Origin of the sequence: Brevundimonas sp. LjRoot202, assembly GCF_964253355.1 — a bacterium.
Taxonomy (GTDB): Bacteria; Pseudomonadota; Alphaproteobacteria; order Caulobacterales; family Caulobacteraceae; genus Brevundimonas.
In genome coordinates, this window is sequence record NZ_CAXUQW020000002.1 from 426,288 (window position 1) to 445,707 (window position 19,420).

General features: G+C 69.5%; 20 protein-coding genes and 1 riboswitch. Of the genes, 9 read left to right on the top strand and 11 right to left on the bottom strand.

What is annotated here, in order from left to right:
* Positions 1-25: 25 nt before the first annotated feature.
* The gene (locus tag ACSQ1L_RS07030) at positions 26-583 is read right to left on the bottom strand and encodes a hypothetical protein (RefSeq protein WP_435993344.1); all 558 of its coding nucleotides are present in this window, start codon (positions 581-583) and stop codon (positions 26-28) included.
* Positions 580-933 carry a hypothetical protein gene (locus tag ACSQ1L_RS07035; RefSeq protein ID WP_435993346.1) on the bottom strand — a complete coding sequence of 118 codons (354 nt, stop codon included), beginning with the start codon at positions 931-933 and terminating at the stop codon, positions 580-582. The genes ACSQ1L_RS07030 and ACSQ1L_RS07035 overlap by 4 nt, the downstream gene beginning before the upstream one ends.
* 118 nt (positions 934-1,051) lie before the next feature.
* Between ACSQ1L_RS07035 and ACSQ1L_RS07040 the strand changes: the two genes are divergently transcribed.
* The gene (locus ACSQ1L_RS07040; protein ID WP_435993348.1) at positions 1,052-1,723 is read left to right on the top strand and encodes a bifunctional 4-hydroxy-2-oxoglutarate aldolase/2-dehydro-3-deoxy-phosphogluconate aldolase; all 672 of its coding nucleotides are present in this window, start codon (positions 1,052-1,054) and stop codon (positions 1,721-1,723) included.
* A gap of 90 nt (positions 1,724-1,813) precedes the next feature.
* On the opposite strand, the gene ACSQ1L_RS07045 is transcribed toward ACSQ1L_RS07040, so the two are convergent.
* The 4 genes from ACSQ1L_RS07045 to ACSQ1L_RS07060 form a co-directional block, all read right to left on the bottom strand.
* On the bottom strand, positions 1,814-4,642 hold the full coding sequence (locus ACSQ1L_RS07045) for a M16 family metallopeptidase (RefSeq protein WP_435993350.1): 2,829 nt from the start codon (positions 4,640-4,642) through the stop codon (positions 1,814-1,816).
* Between the two features lie 70 nt (positions 4,643-4,712).
* Positions 4,713-5,561: a ribokinase gene (locus tag ACSQ1L_RS07050; protein WP_435993352.1), complete on the bottom strand. Its 849-nt coding sequence runs from the start codon at positions 5,559-5,561 to the stop codon at positions 4,713-4,715.
* Positions 5,558-6,490 carry a nucleoside hydrolase gene (locus ACSQ1L_RS07055; protein WP_435993354.1) on the bottom strand — a complete coding sequence of 311 codons (933 nt, stop codon included), beginning with the start codon at positions 6,488-6,490 and terminating at the stop codon, positions 5,558-5,560. The genes ACSQ1L_RS07050 and ACSQ1L_RS07055 overlap by 4 nt, the downstream gene beginning before the upstream one ends.
* 48 nt (positions 6,491-6,538) lie before the next feature.
* Positions 6,539-7,201, bottom strand: coding sequence for an aspartate/glutamate racemase family protein (locus tag ACSQ1L_RS07060; protein WP_435993356.1), 663 nt, complete (start codon positions 7,199-7,201; stop codon positions 6,539-6,541).
* 78 nt (positions 7,202-7,279) lie between these two features.
* Between ACSQ1L_RS07060 and ACSQ1L_RS07065 the strand changes: the two genes are divergently transcribed.
* Both ACSQ1L_RS07065 and ACSQ1L_RS07070 read left to right on the top strand, forming a co-directional pair.
* Positions 7,280-8,548 carry a DUF819 family protein gene (locus ACSQ1L_RS07065; RefSeq protein ID WP_435993358.1) on the top strand — a complete coding sequence of 423 codons (1,269 nt, stop codon included), beginning with the start codon at positions 7,280-7,282 and terminating at the stop codon, positions 8,546-8,548.
* 153 nt (positions 8,549-8,701) lie between these two features.
* The gene (locus ACSQ1L_RS07070) at positions 8,702-9,214 is read left to right on the top strand and encodes a hypothetical protein (RefSeq protein WP_435993360.1); all 513 of its coding nucleotides are present in this window, start codon (positions 8,702-8,704) and stop codon (positions 9,212-9,214) included.
* Between the two features lie 65 nt (positions 9,215-9,279).
* On the opposite strand, the gene ACSQ1L_RS07075 is transcribed toward ACSQ1L_RS07070, so the two are convergent.
* On the bottom strand, positions 9,280-10,278 hold the full coding sequence (locus tag ACSQ1L_RS07075; RefSeq protein ID WP_435993362.1) for a D-cysteine desulfhydrase: 999 nt from the start codon (positions 10,276-10,278) through the stop codon (positions 9,280-9,282).
* Positions 10,279-10,619: 341 nt separating this feature from the next.
* Between ACSQ1L_RS07075 and ACSQ1L_RS07080 the strand changes: the two genes are divergently transcribed.
* From ACSQ1L_RS07080 to ACSQ1L_RS07095, 4 genes are all read left to right on the top strand, one after another.
* Positions 10,620-11,240 (top strand): TetR/AcrR family transcriptional regulator, encoded by a 621-nt coding sequence (locus tag ACSQ1L_RS07080; protein WP_435993364.1) that lies wholly within the window; start codon positions 10,620-10,622, stop codon positions 11,238-11,240.
* 71 nt (positions 11,241-11,311) lie between these two features.
* Positions 11,312-12,136 carry a TIGR02587 family membrane protein gene (locus ACSQ1L_RS07085; protein ID WP_435993366.1) on the top strand — a complete coding sequence of 275 codons (825 nt, stop codon included), beginning with the start codon at positions 11,312-11,314 and terminating at the stop codon, positions 12,134-12,136.
* Between the two features lie 2 nt (positions 12,137-12,138).
* Entirely contained in the window at positions 12,139-12,516 is a 378-nt protein-coding gene (locus tag ACSQ1L_RS07090; protein ID WP_435993368.1) for a hypothetical protein, read from the top strand.
* An 84-nt stretch (positions 12,517-12,600) separates the two neighbouring features.
* The gene (locus ACSQ1L_RS07095) at positions 12,601-13,059 is read left to right on the top strand and encodes a hypothetical protein (protein ID WP_435993370.1); all 459 of its coding nucleotides are present in this window, start codon (positions 12,601-12,603) and stop codon (positions 13,057-13,059) included.
* On the opposite strand, the gene ACSQ1L_RS07100 is transcribed toward ACSQ1L_RS07095, so the two are convergent.
* Entirely contained in the window at positions 13,056-13,613 is a 558-nt protein-coding gene (locus ACSQ1L_RS07100; protein ID WP_435993372.1) for a hypothetical protein, read from the bottom strand. The genes ACSQ1L_RS07095 and ACSQ1L_RS07100 overlap by 4 nt on opposite strands.
* Before the next feature lie 67 nt (positions 13,614-13,680).
* A riboswitch (TPP riboswitch) is annotated at positions 13,681-13,789 on the top strand.
* 147 nt (positions 13,790-13,936) lie between these two features.
* Here ACSQ1L_RS07100 and thiC point away from each other — a divergent pair.
* Complete coding sequence (gene thiC, locus ACSQ1L_RS07105; protein WP_435993665.1) at positions 13,937-15,772, top strand: phosphomethylpyrimidine synthase ThiC; 1,836 nt, start codon at positions 13,937-13,939, stop codon at positions 15,770-15,772.
* A 672-nt stretch (positions 15,773-16,444) separates the two neighbouring features.
* Here thiC and ACSQ1L_RS07110 read toward each other — a convergent pair.
* From ACSQ1L_RS07110 to ACSQ1L_RS07120, 3 genes are all read right to left on the bottom strand, one after another.
* Entirely contained in the window at positions 16,445-17,623 is a 1,179-nt protein-coding gene (locus tag ACSQ1L_RS07110; protein ID WP_435993374.1) for a DUF262 domain-containing protein, read from the bottom strand.
* A 365-nt stretch (positions 17,624-17,988) separates the two neighbouring features.
* Entirely contained in the window at positions 17,989-18,126 is a 138-nt protein-coding gene (locus tag ACSQ1L_RS07115; RefSeq protein WP_435993376.1) for a hypothetical protein, read from the bottom strand.
* Between the two features lie 116 nt (positions 18,127-18,242).
* On the bottom strand, positions 18,243-18,923 hold the full coding sequence (locus ACSQ1L_RS07120; protein ID WP_435993378.1) for a DsbA family oxidoreductase: 681 nt from the start codon (positions 18,921-18,923) through the stop codon (positions 18,243-18,245).
* 241 nt (positions 18,924-19,164) lie between these two features.
* Between ACSQ1L_RS07120 and ACSQ1L_RS07125 the strand changes: the two genes are divergently transcribed.
* Positions 19,165-19,407: a hypothetical protein gene (locus ACSQ1L_RS07125; protein ID WP_435993380.1), complete on the top strand. Its 243-nt coding sequence runs from the start codon at positions 19,165-19,167 to the stop codon at positions 19,405-19,407.
* Positions 19,408-19,420: the final 13 nt, after the last annotated feature.

The window sequence follows — 19,420 nt, forward strand, 5'->3', positions numbered from 1 at the left end:
CTCCTTCTGGGGTTGCGAAACGGGATCACTGGCGCGGCGGGATGGCCTCGCCGGCCACCTGGCCGACGGTTCCGACCGTATTGTCGACCACGCCGCCGGGCTGCAGCGTGGTGTTGGCGACGTCGCCGACCGTGCCGACGGTGTTGTCCACCGTGGTCAGCAGCCGTTCGAGGATCTCGGGATTGCGGTCGATCGTGGTCAGCGTCCGGTCGATGATCTGCTTCACATTGTCCAGCCGCACCTTCAGCAACACCTGCGCCTCGACGCCTTTGATGGTGATCTTGACGTTATCGACCGAAACGTCGGCCCCGGCCTTGAGGAACAGCAGGTTGGCCAGCCGCGCCTCCAGCGCCAGATGCGCCTCGAGGTTCTCGACCTCGATGGTGATCTCCTCGACCGACAGGTTGGGCACATCCAGCAGCACATCGGGCTCGGCCGCGATCTCCTCCGGCGTCTGCGGTTGCGACGCCGCCGACAGGGGCGCCACGGGCGGGACCTGCGAGGGCGGAGACGACTGGGCGGTGGCCGCTCCGGCGGCGAACAGCAGGGCGGCGGCGGCGCCGCCCGTCAGCAACAGCTTCATTCGGGGTCTCCTTGGGGTGTCTCGGTTGCGGGGGCCGCCGGGCCGGCCTCGATCTCGATCCGGGGCTCGGGCGCGGCGATCGTCGCCTCGCCGCGCAGTCGCCATTCGACGTCGCGGAAGGTGCGCTGGCCCGGGATCGGCCGGGGCAGGCCGGTGGTCAGGTTCTCCTCGACGATCGTCCCGGACGGCTCGCTCCACGCCCGCACCGACACGCTGCCGACCTGTCGCCAGCGCACTTCGTCCGCCCGGGCGGTGATCGACAGGCTGATATCCGGTTCCGCGGGCGGGACGGCGACCGGCGCTTCCTGCGGCGACGCCGTCAGCAAAAGTGTCAGCAAGGTGGCGACCATGGGCGGAAGAAGCCGCCTGACCCCCGTTCGGTTCCGAACGCCGTTCACACGGTTTGAAGGCGGCTCCCTTGACGCGCCCGATCGTCCGGCCGAGTCAGGATCGACCAGGGAGACTTCCATGCGCCACGACCGCCTCGCCGTCCTCACCGCCCTCGAAGCGCAGGGCGTGGCCCCCGTCTTCTACCACGCCGACCCCGAGGTCTGCCTCAACGTCATCCGCGCCTGCGCCCGCGGCGGCGCCAGGGCCATCGAATTCACCAACCGCGGCGACTTCGCCGTCGACCTGTTCGGCGACATCGCCCGCGAGCTGCAGAAGACCGACCCGGACGTCATCCTCGGCATCGGCTCGGTGGTCGACGCCGGCACGGCCGCCCTCTACCTCAACCGCGGCGCCCGCTTCGTGGTCAGCCCCTGCCTCGTCCCCGAAGTCGCCCGCGTCTGCAACCGGCGCATGACGGCCTACTTCCCCGGCTGCGGTTCGGTCACCGAGATCGGCCAGGCCCACGAGCTGGGCTGCGACATCGTCAAACTGTTCCCCGGCGCCAGTGTCGGCGGCCCCGACTTCGTCAAGGCGGTGCTCGGGCCCATGCCGTGGACGAAGATCATGCCGACCGGCGGCGTCGATCCCGACGAGGCCTCGATCGCGAAATGGTTCGGCGCCGGCATCGTCGCCGCCGGCATGGGCTCGAAACTGGTCACCGACGCCGCGGTGAAGGCCGGCGACTGGGCGGGAATCGAGGCGCAGGTGCGCAAGACGGTCGAGGCCATCACGGCCTTCCGGGCGCGGTAACCACCCCCGGTCGGCGCCGCCAGACTTCAGGGATGCGCTGATCTTTCCTCCCCACGCCGAAGGCGCGGGAAGGAAAATGGAAGCCGCCCCCTACAGCCCAAGCGTCGGGCTGTTCAGGTCCAGCTCGGCGGCCGGGACAACCACCAGGTCCGGATGCACGGCCCGCAGGGCGTCGATGAACATCGACGACTCTCCGACCACGACCACATAGGCCTGCTCCGAACTGACCGCCTGCGCGGCCGCCCGCAGACTGTCGGGCGTGGTGGCGGCGATCGTCTCCGGATAGGTCTCGATCTCGCCCAGCGGCAGGCCGTCGGTGACCGCGCCGGCCAGCACCCCGCCGAGGCCGCCGGTCGTCTCCAGGGCGCGCGAGAAACCGCCGGTGATGAAGGTCTCCCGATCGGTGACGGCCTGGGCGTCGACCGGTTCGCGCCCCAGCCGATCGAACTCGGCCAGCACGAGGGCGACGACCTCGGCGGCGCTCTCGTTCTTGGTCTGGGTCGAGGCGATCAGGGCGCCGCCCTCGGCTCGCGCGACCAGGGTCGAATAGGCCCCGTAGCTGAGCCCGCGCTTGGCCCGGATCTCCTGGAACAGCCGCCCGTCCTGGCCCGATCCCATGACCGCGTTGGCCACGGCCAGCGGATAGTAGGCAGGGTCGGCGCGGCGCGGTCCACGCACCGCCGCCGTCACCGCCGCCTGGCCCGCACCGGGCAGGTCGACCACCACCACCCGCGGCGCCGTCGCCGTCCCGGCCCGACCGGTCACGGTCGGGGTCGGTGTGGAGGGCCGCTCCCAGCCGCCCAGGGTCGTTTCGGCGAAGGCGAAGGCGGCTTCCGGCTCCATGCCGCCGGTGATGATCAGGGCGGCGTTGTCCGGCCGCCACCAACGGTCGTGGAAGGCGACGATCTCGTCGCGGGTCAGGGCGGCGACCGAGTCCGGCGTGCCCGAGCTGGGCGCGCCGTAGGGCGCGGCCCCATACACCAGCCGGTTCAGCACCAGCGAAGCCAGCGGTCCGGGCTGGCGCAGGTTGACCCTGAGGGCGTTGACCGCCTGGGTCCGGCTGCGCGCCACCTCGGCCTCGGCGAAGTCGGGGCGCCGCACCACGTCGGCCAGCACCGCCCCCACCGCCTCGGCCGAGGCCGACGGCGCTGAGACGGACAGCTGGGTCGCGTCCGACCCGGCCCCGCCGCCGATGCTCGCCCCGAGAGCCTCCAGCGTTCGCGCGATCTCGGGCGCCGAGCGTCCGCCCGCGCCCTGCGAGGCGAGGTTGGCCGTCATCGCGGCCAGGCCCGGCCGGTCCGCCGGATCCGCGGCCGCCCCGCCGGCGATGACCAGTTGGGCGTTCATGATCGGCAGGTCGGTTGACCTGGCCACGATGACCCGCAGGCCGTTCGGCAGGGTCCGCTCCATCACCCGCGGCGTCGCCATCGCGCGCACCTCGCCGAGCGCCGGCGGCGCCATCCGCTGGCCTTCCGGCAACAGTTCGTTCGGCGGCAGGATGGCCGGCGGCACGGTCACGAAGGTCGGGACCGGGGCCGGGTTGCGCCAGCTGTCTTCCGGCACGCCGGCCGGGCGCGCGCTCTCATCCTGATAGCGTACCGACACCCGCGCCTGATCGTTCAGATACGTCCGCGCCACCCGTTGGACGTCGGCCGCGGTCACCGCCTGGAGCGCCGCCAGGTTCTCGTCCGGCGCCTTCGGGTCGTTCTCGCTGACGATGGCCCGGCCCAGAATGAAGGCCCGGCCCGAGGCGGTCTCGCGCTGGCGCAGCTCGCCGGCCACGATCTCGGTCTTGGCCTCTGCCAGCTCGGCCTCGGTCACCGGCTCGTCGCGGATGCGCGCCACCTCGGCGTCCAGCGCCGCCTCGACATCGGCGATGGCCTTGCCCTGGGCCACGATGGCGGTGGCGACGATCGAGCCGTCCTCCTCCATCGTATCGACGCCGATGTCCGTATTGGCCGCCAGCTGGCTGCGATAGACCAGCGCCTGGTGCAGCCGCGAGCTCTCGCCGCGCGACAGGATGGCCGACATCACCTCCAGCGCCGCCGCATCGGGATGGGACGCCGACACGCCCGGCCAGATGACGCCGACGGCGGGCAGCGGGACGTTGGGCGCATAGGCCTCGACCAGCCGCGGCTGGGTGCGCGGCGTCTCCACCGGCCGCTCCAGCACCGGCACCGGCCGGTCCGGATTGCGGATGCCGGCGAAATACTGGTCGACCCATCGGTCCAGCTGAGCCGGATCGAAATTGCCCGACACGATCATCGTCGCCGTGGCCGGGCGGTAATAGGCCTCGTGGAACGCCCGCGCATCCTCGATCCGCGCCGAATCCAGCTCCTCGATCGAACCGATCACGCTGCGCCGGTAGATGCTCTCGTCGAAGCTGTTGTCGCCGATCACGAACCGGCCGAACCGGCCGTAGGGCGGGGCCAGCACGCGCTGGCGCAGCTCTTCCTTGACGATCGAGCGCTCGGCGTCGAACACCGCCTGGTCGACCACCGGCCGCGCCATCCGTTCGGCGTGGGTCCACAGCATCGTCTCCAGATACTGCGGCGGCACCGTCTCGTAGTAGTTGGTGAAGTCCTGCCCGGTCGAGGCGTTGCGGCTCCCCCCGGCGTTCTCGACGATGGTCGAGATGTGGCCATAGGGCAGGTTGACCGTCTTGCGGCTGAGGATGTGCTCGAACAGGTGGGCGAAGCCCGAGCGGCCCTGCGGATCGTCCTTGCCGCCGACGTCGTACCACAGCGTCACCGTCACCGTGCCCGCCGTCGCGTCCGGCATGGCGTAGACGTCCAGCCCGTTGGCCAGCTCGCGGTGGGTGTACTCGAGCGGCGGCACGCTGATCGGCGCGGTCTGGGCGAAGGACGGAGAGGCGAGGGCCAGCAGCGAGGCCCCCAGAAGCGCGGCGGTGCGGGTCATGTCGGCGGTCCCCCGGGATCAGCGTCTGAACAGGACCGGGACCCTGCCAGCCGCCTCGCCGGCTCCCAAGTTACGACGCTGTAATGATGGTCTCGACCTCGGCCCGCGTCGGCAGCGACGGCTGGGCCCCCGGACGCGTCGCCGCCAGCGCCCCCGCCGCACAGGCGAACCTCAGCGCCGCCTCGGCCTCCATCCCCTCGAGCAGCGCCACGCAGATCGCCCCCACGAAGGCGTCCCCGGCTCCGGTCGCGTCCACCGCCGTCACCGTCGGCGGCGCGGCGCGGGCGATCTCGGCCCCGCGCTGGTGCATCAACGCCCCCTTCGCCCCCAGCGTCGTCACCACCCGACCGCCGCCCTGGTGCAGCGCGTCGCCGTAGAAGGCCGCCTCGGTCTCGTTGACCACGATCAGGTCGGCCCGGCGCAGCAGCTGGTCCGACACCGGCCCGGCCGGGGCCAGGTTGACGCAGACGAAGTCCGTGGCCCGCCCGACCGCCGCCTCGACCGTCTCGAGCGGCAGCTCCAGCTGCAGGATCAGCGGCCCCTCGATCCGCGCCGGCAACTGCCCCGGCGCCATCCGGTGATTGGCTCCCGCCGCCACCACGATCTGGTTCTCGCCCGACGGATCGACGGCGATCAGCGCCACCCCGGTCGGCGCCGCCGCGTCGGCCTCCACCTCCGACAGGTCGACCCCGGCGGCGGCCAGCAGCGCCGTCGCCTCCGCCGCCATGGCGTCGTCGCCGACCCGGCCAACCAGGCAGACCTCGGCCCCCAGCCGCCGCGCCGCCAGCGCCTGGTTGGCCCCCTTGCCCCCCGGATGCCGCGCCAGCGTCGCCCCGGTCACCGTCTCCCCGGCCCGCGGCAGCTGCGGCGCGCTGGCGACCAGGTCGAGATTGATCGAACCGACCACGGTGATCCTCACGCGCAGGCCTCCGCGATCAGGGCGAACACGCCGTCGGCGTCCGCCCGGGTCGCCCAGCGGTGCGGCAGGCTCCCGGCCACCGCCTCGCGGAACTCCACCGCCGTATGCCCGCGCGTCAGCTCGCTGCCGATCTCCACCGCGATCCGGCACGGCGCCAGGTCGAACAGCTCCGGCCGCGCCAGCCACGCCACGGGACAGAGGTCATGCACCGGCGGCGCGTCCCAGCCGACGATCTCGCGCTCGACCTTCTGCGAGAACCGCATCATCGCCGCCGCCGTGTCGCCCTTCGGCGTGCCGATGGAGGCGATCGCCGCGATCCGCGCCTCGGTGGCCCGCACCTGATGGGTCGCGTCGAGGCCGAACATCGTGACCGGCAGGCCGCTGCGCAGCACCTCGTCGGCGGCTTCGGGATCGGCCCAGATGTTGAACTCGGCCGAGGCGGTGATGTTGCCGCCCTCGCTGCGCGCCCCGCCCATCACCGCCACCGGCCCCAGCCGGTCCCGCAGCGCCGCCTCCTTGCGCAGCGCCAGCGCCAGGTTGGTCAGCGGCCCCAGCACGGCCAGCGCCACCGTCCCCGGTTCGCGCTCCATGACCCGGTTGATGAGGGCGTCCACCCCGTGGCCGTCGGCGACCAGCCCCGCCGGCGGGAACGGCGCCATGAAGCCCAGCCCCTCCTCGCCGTGGAACTCGCCGGCGCCCGCCGGCTTGCGCCGCAGCGGCCGGTCCGCCCCGGCATGCACAGGCACGTCCTCGCGCCCGGCGATCTGGCGCAGCATCAGCGCATTGCGCGTGGTCTTCTTCAGCGGCGCATTGCCCGCCACCGTGGTGACGGCCAGCAGCTCCAGCGCGTCCGAGCCGAACGCGAGCATCAGAGCCACGGCGTCGTCCACGCCGGGGTCGCAATCGATGATCAGGGCCTGGGTGTTCACCGGCTCCGGTTTGGAGCGGACCGGGCCGTTAGGCAACACCGCGCCATCTCACCGGCACGCCTTGACGCACGCCGCCGCCAGCACCTCGGCCGAGTCCACCAGCGGAACCGACACGTCCTCCGGCCCGAGCAGCAGCGGCACCTCGGTGCAGCCGGCGATGACCACCTCGGCCCCCGCCCCGACCAGCGCCGCCGCCAGCCGCCGCATCTCGGCGCGCGGCGCCTCGCCGGTGTCGCCCGCCTTGACCGCGTTGATGCCGGCCATGATGGCGTTGCGGTCCGCTCCCGTCAGCCGCACGATCTTCGCCCCCTTCGCCTGCAGGGCCCGGGTGTACAGCGCCTCGCCGCCCGGTGTGGCCAGCACCCCGATCTTCCTGGCCCCGCCGGCCGTGGCGGCCTCGGCCGTCTCGGCGATCATGTCGATGAAGGGCAGGCCGACCTTGCGGATGCTGGCCGTCAGGGCGTGGGCGGTGTTGCAGGGCATGGCCAGCACCTGGGCCCCGGCGTCGCGCAGCCGCATCGCCATCTGTCCCAGCCGGGCCTCGGCCGCATCCGGCGCCCGCTGCCGGTCCGGCACCTGCGGATTGATGTCGGCCAGGATGCGGATGTGGTCGTGATCGACCACCGCCGGCGTCAGCGCCTGCACCCGCGCCAGAAACGCCACCGTCGCCGCCGGCCCCATGCCGCCCAGCACGCCCAATACCTTGCCCATATCGCCTCCGCTCCCGGCGGCGGGTTGCCAACCGGACTTTCAGTCGTCCTTATGCGCCGAAACCATGCGGGGACGCCAATGCAGACCGAAACGGGGGCCGCGACGGCCCTGATCACCAACGACGCCGTCGTGCTCGGCCTGCTGGCCGCCATCCTGGCGCTGGTGTTCTGGACCTCCAGCCTGTCCAGCAAGCTGGTCGGCCGTTTCTACGCCATCTTCCCGCCGATCCTGCTCTGCTACTTCCTGCCCTCGCTGCTGACCACCTTCGGCGTCGTCGATCCCGAGACGTCGCGGCTCTATTTCATCGCCTCGCGCTTCCTGCTGCCCGCCGCCCTGGTGCTGCTGACGGTGTCGGCCGACCTGCCCGCCTTCGTCGGGCTCGGGCCCAAGGCGCTGATCATGTTCTTCACCGGCACGGTCGGCGTGATGATCGGCGGCCCGATCGCCCTGCTGCTGACCAGCTGGATCGCGCCCGACCTGATGGGCGCCGGGCCCGAGGCCATCTGGCGCGGCATGGCCACGGTCGCCGGCAGCTGGATCGGCGGCTCGGCCAACCAGACCGCCCTGTACGAGATCTTCGAGGCCGGTCCCGACGTCTTCTCGATCTGGATCGCCGTCGACGTCCTCGTCGCCAACGTCTGGATGGCCTGCGTGCTGTGGATCGCCGCCAACCAGAAGAAGGTCGACCGGATCCTCCGCGCCGACGTCTCGGCCGTCGACCGGGTGCGCGAGAAGGCCGAGGCCTATGAGGTCGAGCACGCCCGCATCCCCGTCCTCAAGGACCTGGTGCTGATCTTCGGCGTCGGCTTCGGCGCGGTCGGCCTGTCACACGCCATCGCCGATCCGCTGTCGGCGTGGTTCGGCGCCCATGTCCCGATCGCCCAGCGGCTGTCGCTCGACTCCAGCTTCTTCTGGCTGGTGCTGGTCGCCACCATCGTCGGCGTCGTTCTGTCCTTCACCGGCGCCCGCAGGCTGCAGGGCGCCGGCGCGGCCAAGGTCGGTTCGCTGCTGGTCTATGTGCTGGTCGCCACCGTCGGCCTCAACATGAACATCGGCGCCGTGCTCGACTCGCCGGCCTACTTCCTGATCGGCGGCGTCTGGATGCTGATCCACGTGGCCCTGATGATCGGCATGGCCTTCCTGATCCGCGCGCCCAGCTTCTTCCTCGGCGTCGGCTCCATGGCCAACATCGGCGGCGCCGCCAGCGCCCCCGTCGCCGCCGCCGCCTTCCATCCCTCGCTGGCCCCGGTCGGCGTCCTGCTGGCCGTGGTCGGCTACATCATCGGCACGGCGGCGGCGTGGTTCACGGGGCTGGTGATGATGCAGATCGCGGCGGGGGCGGGGTAGCGGCGTATCGTCCGCTACGGGTGGAAACGGCCCTCTGAATGGAACGGCATCAGAAACGGTAAGCTTGACAGCGAACCGCGGGACGAGGCCCCTTCCGAAACGTCGGCTCCGCGCTCCGGTCTGGAAGCGGCGACCGAAAGGGGTTCCGCCACCATGTTTCGTATACGACAGACCATTGCGGCTCCGGCCGTCGTCATCCTGACCCTGGCGTTCGCTGGCCCGCTCCATGCCCAGGACCGGTGGGCGCCTTGGCGAGCCTTCGAGTATGGCGACGAGATGGCGACCGCGGTGAGCGTCCCGCCGGGGCAGTATCTGGCCGCCGCAACCGCCGACGAGCCGCCCCGCGTTCTGTGGCTTCTCAGCGTCCCCGCACAATCGGAACCGGGCGAGTCCGCTTATACGGAACAGCGGATAGAGGTCCGGTGCGGCAGCCGGTACTCCCACTCGCTGGGCCATGCGGACTTTGACGCCCGTGGACGCAAGCTGAGCGAGTTCGAAGGCATCGCGGACTACTGGGTGGACGGCGCATCCTGGGACGTCGTCCGGTGGATATGCGAGGGGACGCAGGCGAACCCGCTGGGCCCGACCGCGGACACGAGCCTCGCCTTTGCGCGGATGTACCGCGCCCACCTGGCGCGCACCCCGCGGGCTGATCGGTCCGAGTGATCCGGCCGGCGGGATGAGGTCGTGGCGTCGAGGACTGTCGACAACCTCGAATCCGGTTGGGCGGCCTACAAGGTGCGGGCGATTTCGCTCTCATACCCGAACAGCCCCTGCGCCCCGCCGGTGTGCAGGAACACCACCGTCTCGCCCCTGAACGCGCCCTTCCGCGCCAGCGCGATCAGCCCTTTCATCGCCTTGCCGCTGTAGACCGGGTCCAGCACGATGCCGTCGGTCCGCGCCGCCAGCTTCAGCGCTTCGATCACACCGTCGTCGACGAGGCCGTAGCCCTCGCCGACATAGTCGCAATCCGCGACCACCATATCCGCGGTCACCGCCTCCGGCCGTCCCAGCAGCGCCGCCGTCTCGCGCGCCAGCTTTAGCACCATCTCCTCCTGCTTCGGCCGCGGCGCCCGCACCCCGATGCCCAGCACCGGGATGTCCGCCCCCATCACCGCCAGCCCGGCCACCAGACCGGCATGCGTCCCTGCGCTGCCCGTCGCGGTGACGATGCGGTCGACCCGCAGGTCCAGTTCGTCGGCCCCGACCACGATCTCGCGCGCGCAGTCGACATAGCCCAGCGCCCCCACCGGGTTCGAGCCGCCGCCCGGGATCACATACGGTTTCCCGCTCCGGGCCCGCACCTCGGCGGCCGTCCGCTCCAATTCCGCCGGCATGTCCGATCCGCCGGCCGCGAACCGCACCCCGGCCCCGAACAGCCGGTCCAGCAGCACGTTTCCGTTGGCCACATAGTCGTGCGCCTTCGACCCGGTCCGCTCTTCCAGGATGACCTCGCAGGCCAGCCCGTGCGCCGCCGCCGCGGCCGCCGTCTGGCGCACGTGGTTCGACTGCACCGCCCCCTGGGTCACCAGGGTGTCGGCCTCCTGCTCGAAGGCCTCGCCGAGCAGGAATTCCAGCTTGCGCGTCTTGTTGCCGCCGCCGGCCAGACCGGTGCAATCGTCACGCTTGATCCACAGGTCGACGCCCAGTTCCTCCGACAGTCGCGGCAGGGGCTCCAGCGGCGTCGGCAGGTGGGCGAGACGGATGCGGGGAAAGCGGGCGAGGTGCATGACGAAGGGCTCCTTGATGCCTTCCGTCCCTAGCGCGATCGCCGCCCCCGCCCAAGCGCGCGCCTGAAACGAGAAAAGTTCGCCCACCGTCCGGAACCGAACGCACCGCGTGATGTTTATCGCTCGGACCAAGCGGCGATGCGCGCTCGACTAGTCCACCCGCGGCCCGGCCTCTGCCACGCCCCCCCGACGCAGGCCGGGCCGCACCTTATCTGGACACAGGGATTAGGGATGAGGGATTAGGCCTCGTCCCGTTCGCTCGCTTCCCTAATCCCTAATCCCTCATCCCCAATCCCCAATCCCTCCCTTGCCGCCCCGCCTCCATGGCGTGATGCTGAGGCATGGCCGAATCGCCTGCCGCCCCCGCCCGCCTGCGCGACCGCTCCGCCACCGAGGCCCTCATCGTCGAGGCCGGCGAGCGCATCCTGCTGCGCGACGGCTTCCCCGGCCTCAATGTCCAGACCCTCGCCGCCGAGGCCGGCTGCGATCGGAAGCTGGTGTACCGTTATTTCGACGGCGTCGACGGGGCGGTCGAGCGCATCGCCGCCCGCGCCCACGCCTCGCTGGTCCGTTCGCTCGACGCCGTCCCCGCCTCCGGGACCGAGTCGCTGCGCGCCTTCGCCCACGAGAGCCTGACCGCCTGGCTCGGCGCGCTCAGGGCCAGCCCCCTGACCCTGCGCCTGATGGCCTGGGCCCTGGTCGAGTCCTCGCCCCTGCTCAACCGCATCGAGGCCGAGCGCTCGGCCGTGCTGCAGGCGTGGATGCGCGAGCGCCGGCCCCGGCTGCGCACCCCGCCCGCCGGCGACGCGGTGGCCATCAACGCCGTGCTGCTGGCCGCCGTCCAGCACCTCGCCCTGTCCGGCGGAACCCGGCCCGGGGTCGGCGGCGTGGCCCTCGACGAGGCCGGCTGGGCCCGGATCGAGACGGCGCTCGACGCCCTGCTGGTCGCCTTCCCGGAGTAGCCCGCGCCCATTGCGTAGTGGCCCAAGCCCCTACCCGGGAGCGGACCGTCGGCTCAGGCGTTGCCGTATCCATGAGCCCCGCCGCCCTCCAGCCGCGCCGCGAAACCGCCTACGCCCGCGACCTCGGCCGCGCCTTCGGCGGCGCCCTGCTGTTCAGCCTGCCGCTGCTGATGACCATGGAGATGTGGTGGTTCGGCTTCACCCTGCACCCGGCCCGGCTCGCCGTCTTCCTCGTCGCCGCCGTGCCGCTGCTGGTCGGCCTCGCCTTCTTCGCCGGCTTCAGCCATCGCCATCACGGCCTCGTCCACGCCGTGCTCGACACCTTCGTCGCCCTGGCCGTCGGCTATCTGACCGCCGCCGTGCTGCTGACCGTCATGGCCATCATCGAGGCGGACGGTCCGCTGCGCCACCCGGTCGGCCAGATCGCCCTGCAGGCCGTGGCCGGGGCCATGGGCGCCCTGCTGGCCCGGCGTCAGCTCAGCGCCGGGCGCGGCGACGGCGATGAGGACGAGGCCCGCTATCTCGGCGAGTTGTTCCTGATGGTCGCCGGGGCCCTGTTCCTCGTCCTCAACCTCGCCCCGACGGAGGAGATGATCCTGATCGCCTACCGGATGACGCCGTGGCACGCCCTGGCCCTGATCGCCGTCTCCCTCGCCGTCATGCACGCCATCGTCTACCGCGCCGGTTTCGCCGGCCAGGAGGAGCAGGGCCATCCGGTCACGGCCTTCTTCCACTACACCCTGGCCGGCTACGGCCTCGTGCTGCTGGTCAGCCTCTATGTGCTGTGGGTGTTCGGGCGCACCGACGGTCACGGCCTGACCGAGATCGTCGACGCCGCCGTCGTCCTCGCCTTCCCCGGCTCGGTCGGCGCCGCCGCCGCCCGGCTGCTGGTCTGATCATGCCGAAGAAAGCCGCCCCGCATACGCGCCCGCCGGTCCTCGAATGGATCATGGGCGGCCTCGGCCTGCTGCTGACCCTCGCCGTCCTGGCGATCATCCTGCGCGAGGGCCTGTCCGCCGGCGGCCCGCCGGTGATCGAACCGACCCTGCAGGCGGTGCACGGCGGCCCCGGCCGGTGGCGGGCCGAGATCGAGGTGCGCAACACCGGCCCGACCACCGCCGCCGCCGTCGAGATCGAGGGCCGGCTCGGCGACGAGACCGCCGCCGCCACGCTCGACTACGTCCCCGCCGGCGGCCGCGAGACCATCACCCTCGGCTTCGCCGCCGACCCCCGGGCCGGCCTCGAGCTCCACGCCCGCGGCTGGACCGAGCCCTGACCGGCGGTCGCCGTCAGGTTCGGTGGCTTGACCCCCGCCCATAGCCCCGCTTGAGTAACGCCGTCGCACGAAGGGGAGTGGACGATGACCGGCGCAAGGACGAAATTCTCGCGGACCGTGGTGGAGCGGGTGAGCTGCCCCCGCTGCGCCGCCCTCTACGAATACGACCGGATCCTCGAGACGGACCGCGAGGTCGTCCCCGGCGGGGAGGCCGCCGCCGTCCACGCGGCCGAGATCGAGCTCGAGCGCCAGCAGACGGAGTCCGCCATGGCCATCGTGCGCTGCCCCAGCTGCCACAAGTTCGCGCCGGGCGCTCTCGGCAACCGGCTGACGATGGTCGCCGTCACCCTCGGCGGCGCGGCCATCTGCGCCGCGGCGGCGGTCGGTCTGCTCGCGCTGGCCGAGGCCACGGGCCGGTTCTTCTGGGTCCTGGCCCTGCTGGCGGCGCTGGCCGTCCCGGTCCTGCTGCTGCTCGCCCTCGTCATCCTGCTCAGCCCGACGACCCACAAGACCCGTCTCGCCGGAACCCGCGCTCCGGCCTAGGTCGCGCCGGCGGCCTTCGGGGCCGCGGCCTTGATGATTGCCATCACCCGCTCTGCGTCCCCCAGCCGCTCCAGCTTCGGCAGGGCGTCGAACCGGGCCAGCCCGCCGTCGAGGTCTGTCTTGCCCCGCTTGACGGCCGCCTCCTCGCCCCCCAGCCACAGGCTGCGGCCCACCAGCCGGAACTCGCCGGCCCGCTCCAGGCCGACGGCGTGCCGGACCATCCCGCCGGGATGGAGGATCAGCACCCGCTGGTCGGTGACGGCATAGACCTCCCGATCCCGCCGTCCCTGGAGCCAGAGCAACAGCCCCAGCGGCGCCCCCGGGATCAGCCCCATCAGCGCGAAGAACCACCACCGATCCGCCAGATTCGCCCTGTCCTGCCACGCGTGCCACGAGAGCGTCCCGACGATCACCGCCAGCAGCGCCGCCGGATGGAGCACCTCCCAGCCCGGGACCCACCGCCGCCCCGGCCGCCCCGCCCACAACACACCCTCTCCGGGCGCGCTCGCCTGCCGCGCCAGCCTCAGCGCTTCCGCGTCATACCGTGTGTCCATGCCCGCCTCCCCGCCACTAACTACGACGGCCCCGCTCGACAGCCAACGCCCCCCGGGACTAGGGTGCGCCCGTTCTCCGGGGGGTCGCGCCTGAGCGGCTGAGATTGGGGTGATCCCCTGACCCGTCGAACCTGATCCGGGTCATGCCGGCGAAGGGATGGGAAACGCTTCGGGTCCACGCCACAGGACCCTCTCGCCCGACGTCGGCGGACCTCCAAAGAGAGGCCGCCATGAACATCGCCGTCACCCCCCCGTCGCTCCCCGAAGAGCCCCCCCATGACTCGGGCGTCGATCTGGCGCTCAAGGACGCCCGCGATCAGGTGATGCGCGAGACCGGCGCCATCCCGACCGGCGAACGCGCCGGCAGCCGCAAGGTCTATGTCGCCGGCGAGCTCTATCCCGACATCCGCGTCCCCTTCCGCGAGGTCGCCGTCCACCCCAGCGCCAACGAGCCGCCGGTGACCATCTACGACTCCTCCGGCCCCTACACCGACCCGACGGTGACCATCGACATCAAGCGCGGCCTGCCGCTGGTCAAATCCAGCTGGCAGCTCGACCGCGGCGACATCGCCCCGGTGGCTGAGCCGCGCGAGGTCAAGCCCGAGGACAACGGCCACGCCAGCGGCAAACACCTCGCCCCCCGCTTCGACGTCTCCAACCACAAGGTGTTCAAGGGCGTCCCCGGCCGCCCGGTCACCCAGTACGAATACGCCAGGGCCGGCATCATCACCCCCGAGATGGAATACGTCGCCATCCGCGAGAACCTGCGCCGCGAACAGACCGCCCCCTGCATCCGCGACGGCGAGGACTTCGGCGCCTCGATCCCCGACTTCGTCACCCCCGAGTTCGTGCGTCAGGAGATCGCCCGCGGCCGCGCCATAATCCCGCACAACATCAACCACCCCGAGGTCGAGCCGATGATCATCGGCCGCAACTTCCTGGTGAAGATCAACGCCAACATCGGCAACTCGGCCGTCCTCTCCAGCGTCGACGACGAGGTCGACAAGCTGGTCTGGGCCACCCGCTGGGGCGCCGACAACGTCATGGACCTGTCGACCGGCCGCAACATCCACAACATCCGCGACTGGATCATCCGCAACTCCAGCGTCCCCATCGGCACCGTGCCCATCTACCAGGCGCTGGAGAAGGTCAACGGCGTCGCCGAGGACCTGACCTGGGAGGTCTATCGCGACACCCTGATCGAACAGGCCGAGCAGGGCGTCGACTATTTCACCATCCACGCCGGCGTCCGCCTGCCGTTCGTGCCCCTCACCGCCAACCGCGTCACCGGCATCGTCTCACGCGGCGGCTCGATCATGGCCAAGTGGTGCCTGTCCCACCACAAGGAGTCCTTCCTTTACGAGCATTTCGCCGACATCTGCGAGATCATGCGCGCCTACGATGTCTCCTTCTCCCTCGGCGACGGCCTGCGTCCCGGCTCCATCGCCGACGCCAACGACGAGGCCCAGTTCGCCGAGCTGCGCACCCTCGGCGAGCTGACCAAAATCGCCTGGGACCACGGCTGCCAGGTCATGATCGAGGGCCCCGGCCACGTGCCGATGCACAAGATCAAGGCCAACATGGATGAGCAGCTGAAGCACTGCCACGAGGCGCCCTTCTACACGCTTGGCCCCCTGACCACCGACATCGCCCCCGGCTACGACCACATCACCAGCGCCATCGGCGCGGCCATGATCGGCTGGTTCGGCACCGCCATGCTCTGCTACGTCACGCCCAAGGAGCACCTCGGCCTTCCCGACCGCCAGGACGTCAAGGACGGCGTCATCACCTACAAGATCGCCGCCCACGCCGCCGACCTCGCCAAGGGCCACCCGGCCGCCCGCGCCCACGACGACGCCCTCAGCCGCGCCCGCTTCGAGTTCCGCTGGGAAGACCAGTTCAACCTCGGCCTCGACCCCGAGACGGCCCGCAAATACCACGACGCCACCCTGCCCAAGGAGGCCCACAAGACGGCCCACTTCTGCAGCATGTGCGGCCCGAAATTCTGCTCGATGAAGATCAGCCAGGACATCCGCAGGGATGCGCAGGCGCAGAACGATGCGGGCGGGAGCCTGGCCGAAGCGGAGGCCGGGATGGCGGAGATGTCGGCGAAGTTTCGGGCAGGGGGCGGCGTGGTGGAGGTGAAGGTGGAGGTGTGAAGGTTAGCGAGAACCCGTAGCAGCGGACAGCACCCCATCTAACGCGCCGTCGATTACTTTAAGGCTCTCTAGAATGCGCATGACTTGAGCATGTTCGTCTCGCGGATTTACGCCCTTCGTCAGTTGACCGAATGAACCACCATGAGCCGACTCACCTCGCTTTGTGGACAGATCATTCAAGTCGGCCAGTAAGGACTCGTCTATTTGATCCGGCCTTATCCCGATCGGCAACAAAATATAGATTATATTCTCTTCACGTATTCCGTGATTCTTATTGGTTGCGTGATATGTAAATCTTGTAATTGAGTCGGACAGACGCTTGTCTGGAGTTATCAAATCCGACCAATCACTTTGTTTTCTGTTTGGCGGACACTTCAGAGTACTCGGAAGTTTTTTAAGCTGGCCCTCACCGAATGCTAGGAGGCAAAGAGTTACGTTTGAGACGTGCCCCTTCTTTTTCCACGCCACATCCGCAGCCTTTGCAACCTCGACTGCGCGCTCTTCCAAGTAGGACTCGATCTCTGCATGAGACAATATTCTAAACGAGAGCGCCCGAAGGCTCACTCGCGTCGGCAGATCGAGAATATCCTTCTTGAGATTCTTGGGTAGAAGCGACCGGGAAAGTTGCCCTACTTGCGATCGCATTTTTCGATAGCGTAACGACGCCATCCGCTATCTCACAAATCTCAGTTCACCGTTGTCCCGTTCCCTAAGCGTAGGGATCGCGATTTGGATATTGAGGTGCTGCTGCAAAGCTTCACCCCAAACACGCAAACGGTCAGACGTGTGAGGTATCCCGGCGGTATCGCTCTCAATCGCAGCTTGAAACACCTCGTCCGCGACCACAGCTTCGTACGCCTGAATCACACGCCCAGGCTGAGCCAGCATCGCGTCTCGCACATCCGGTACGGCGGCGTAGTAAGACAGCACATCGAAAATCGATCGGTTGAAGAGTCTTGAGTGGCGCTTCCGCGCCAATCGCTCACCGAGCACAGCTTCTAAGGCCTCGATGGCAAGAATGAACTGCGCAGTCTCCCGCTCAACTATCTCACGCTGGGCATCCCAGCTCCGGTTGAGATCGACACACGTAGTGTCGAGAAAGTCCTTCATCCGGCCCGTATAAAATTCCAGCCTAAGCCGGAAGGCGATGAACCGCACAAGAAGCTCAACATCTCGCATGCGAGGGTCAGGGCCTGAGCGCCCTAGCAATCGGTGAACGGGTTCCGCGCCGACCGTGGAATCGTCGGCGAAATAGGTGAACGAGCCCGGCGCTAATGCCTGCCGAAGCTCCTGCGGGGACAGCTTCAAACTCCCTGTGTTCAACCGCTGGAAAACAATGTGCAGAAAATCGAGGGAAGGCCAGTTCCGGATCACCACCGCTCGTATCGTGTGAGTCAAAAAGGCGTTCAGATCATTTTGAAGATCGACGTCTCGCTCCAAGTGACGAAAGCGCTTTCTGGCAAGATCCGTACGCACCTCTAGGCCTGACAACGAAAAACCGTTGTTCGGTCCCTCACCTAAACCGCTAAACTGCAGCAAAGATAATAATCTTTGCTTGCCGTCCAGTATTATATACTTTCCCCTCTGGTCGGGAAGCTCAGCCAGAACCACCTGAGGGATCGGCAGACCAAGTATAATTGATTCGACAAATTTGCTTTTCGCCGACCGTGTCCACGCATCTCGACGTTGGAATCTAGGATTTATTTCAATATTTTGCCGTCGGAGCTGGGCCACAATAGTCTCGACGGTCCAGTCGGTCCCCCAGAGCACGGCATCGCTGAACGATGCGACATCAACGGTGGGCGGCGGAGTTTCCTCTTCATTGGAAAACTCGACGATCTCTTCGGTCATAGCGGCCCGTATATTTAGACGTTGCCAGAGTCACGGCACATCACGGAGTTGTACGCGTCAATCCCGCTCGCGTCACGCCTCACCCTCCCCCGCCATCCCCGCAACGCCTCCTCAAACACCTCCGCCGGCTGCCCGCCCGAGACCAGCCACTTCCCCTCCACCACCACCGCCGGCGCCGCATTGATCCCCCGCGACCGCCACATCCGGTTCCTTTTCCCTTGAGGGAGAAGGCGCCCCGTCAGGGGGCGGATGAGGGGTGAGACACCCATGCCTACGACAAGCCGCCGACCGTCCCGCAGCAGGGACGCCGAAACAGCCCCCTCATCCGGGCCTCCGGCCCATCTTCTCCCTCAAGGGGAGAAGGGTCAGCGCTCGCTGCTCATCCTTCGAAGCACCACCCAGGACAGAGCAGCGGCCGCGACGCCGACAACAACCGACATCTGCCACGGGTTGTCCGCGATGTGGGAGCCAACGGCTGAGCCGGCGCCGATGATGATGACCATCACCGGGCGCGGGGGAAGCTTGGCTGGCGGCACTCGAGGGCATCCTTCAGTTCAGGACCGGGCGGCATCGTGGGCCAACGACGGAGCCAGTCAATCACGGCTGACCGGAAGAGGCCTCACCCCTCCCTCGCCATTCCCCGCAACGCCTCCTCAAACACCCCCGCCGGCTGCCCGCCCGAGATCAGCCATTTCCCCTCCACCACCACCGCCGGCACCGCATTGATCCCCCGCGACCGCCACAGCGCCTGCTCGGCCCGCACCGCCTCCACATAGCGCCCCGAGGTCAGCACCTCGCCCGCCTCGGCCCGGTCCAGGCCGACGCTCTCGGCCGCCGCCGTCAGCACCCCGGCGTCGGTCAGGTTGCGGCCCTCGGTGAAATGCACCCGGAACAGCGCCTTCTTCATCGCCGCCTGCGTCTCCTGCCCCGCCTCGCCCGCCCAGTGGATCAGCCGGTGGGCGTCGAAGGTGTTCCAGATGCGGCTGTCCTCGCCCATCCGCATCTCGAACGGCTTTCCGTCCGAAAAGTCGGGCCAGGCCTCCGCCGCCCGCTCGCGGATCATCGCGCGGTTCTTCGCCGACTGCTCCGGCGTCGAGCCGTATTTGCGGCCGATGTGCTCGACGATGTTCTCGCCCTCGGGCGCCATGTCGGGGTTCAGCTCGAACGGCCGGAAGCTCACCTCCGCCTCGATCCCCTCGCCCTTCAGCGTCTCCAGCGCCTGCTCCAGCCCGCCCAGCCCGACCACGCACCACGGGCAGACCACGTCGGAGACGAAGTCGATGTGAAGGGTCTTGGCCATGTGATGTCTCCGCGGTGAGGCCCGCATATGGTCCTTCTCCCCCTGCGGGAGAAGGTGGCCCGCCAAGCGGGACGGATGAGGGGTCACGCCGCCCTTTCTCGGGAAAGGGACCTGAGCCCCGCCCCCTTGTGCGTTCCCCGACAAACCTCACAAACGCGTGCGCAATCGCCGTTATGTCGGGGGCCCAACAGACAGCGTTCTCCACACGGGTCTTGAGTGCCCGGCGAGGAGGGGTCGGGCCATGCGAATCTACCAGTTCCACTTCTTCGACCGGCGCGGCCGGCGTCCCGCGCTGGATTTCGCCGACTGCCGCCACGACGGCGAGGCCGCCCGCATCGCCTTCGGCCAGCTGCAGCAGCACGACAGCTGCGACGGCGTCGAGGTGTTCGAGGACCAGCGCCTGGTCATGCGGCTCGAACGCGGCGCCACGCCGCCCGCGTCCGCTTCGGCTCACGCCGCCATCCACGGGGCCGACGGAGCCTGACCGGCCTCCCGGG

Coding starts and splice junctions, on each gene's coding strand:
- ACSQ1L_RS07030 (WP_435993344.1), bottom strand. CDS start 583: ATGAAGCTGTTGCTGACGGGCGGCGCCGCCGCCGCCCTGCTGTTCGCC.
- ACSQ1L_RS07035 (WP_435993346.1), bottom strand. CDS start 933: ATGGTCGCCACCTTGCTGACACTTTTGCTGACGGCGTCGCCGCAGGAA.
- ACSQ1L_RS07040 (WP_435993348.1), top strand. CDS start 1,052: ATGCGCCACGACCGCCTCGCCGTCCTCACCGCCCTCGAAGCGCAGGGC.
- ACSQ1L_RS07045 (WP_435993350.1), bottom strand. CDS start 4,642: ATGACCCGCACCGCCGCGCTTCTGGGGGCCTCGCTGCTGGCCCTCGCC.
- ACSQ1L_RS07060 (WP_435993356.1), bottom strand. CDS start 7,201: ATGGGCAAGGTATTGGGCGTGCTGGGCGGCATGGGGCCGGCGGCGACG.
- ACSQ1L_RS07065 (WP_435993358.1), top strand. CDS start 7,280: ATGCAGACCGAAACGGGGGCCGCGACGGCCCTGATCACCAACGACGCC.
- ACSQ1L_RS07070 (WP_435993360.1), top strand. CDS start 8,702: ATGTTTCGTATACGACAGACCATTGCGGCTCCGGCCGTCGTCATCCTG.
- ACSQ1L_RS07075 (WP_435993362.1), bottom strand. CDS start 10,278: ATGCACCTCGCCCGCTTTCCCCGCATCCGTCTCGCCCACCTGCCGACG.
- ACSQ1L_RS07080 (WP_435993364.1), top strand. CDS start 10,620: ATGGCCGAATCGCCTGCCGCCCCCGCCCGCCTGCGCGACCGCTCCGCC.
- ACSQ1L_RS07085 (WP_435993366.1), top strand. CDS start 11,312: ATGAGCCCCGCCGCCCTCCAGCCGCGCCGCGAAACCGCCTACGCCCGC.
- ACSQ1L_RS07090 (WP_435993368.1), top strand. CDS start 12,139: ATGCCGAAGAAAGCCGCCCCGCATACGCGCCCGCCGGTCCTCGAATGG.
- ACSQ1L_RS07095 (WP_435993370.1), top strand. CDS start 12,601: ATGACCGGCGCAAGGACGAAATTCTCGCGGACCGTGGTGGAGCGGGTG.
- ACSQ1L_RS07100 (WP_435993372.1), bottom strand. CDS start 13,613: ATGGACACACGGTATGACGCGGAAGCGCTGAGGCTGGCGCGGCAGGCG.
- thiC (WP_435993665.1), top strand. CDS start 13,937: ATGCGCGAGACCGGCGCCATCCCGACCGGCGAACGCGCCGGCAGCCGC.
- ACSQ1L_RS07110 (WP_435993374.1), bottom strand. CDS start 17,623: ATGACCGAAGAGATCGTCGAGTTTTCCAATGAAGAGGAAACTCCGCCG.
- ACSQ1L_RS07115 (WP_435993376.1), bottom strand. CDS start 18,126: ATGGTCATCATCATCGGCGCCGGCTCAGCCGTTGGCTCCCACATCGCG.
- ACSQ1L_RS07120 (WP_435993378.1), bottom strand. CDS start 18,923: ATGGCCAAGACCCTTCACATCGACTTCGTCTCCGACGTGGTCTGCCCG.
- ACSQ1L_RS07125 (WP_435993380.1), top strand. CDS start 19,165: ATGCGAATCTACCAGTTCCACTTCTTCGACCGGCGCGGCCGGCGTCCC.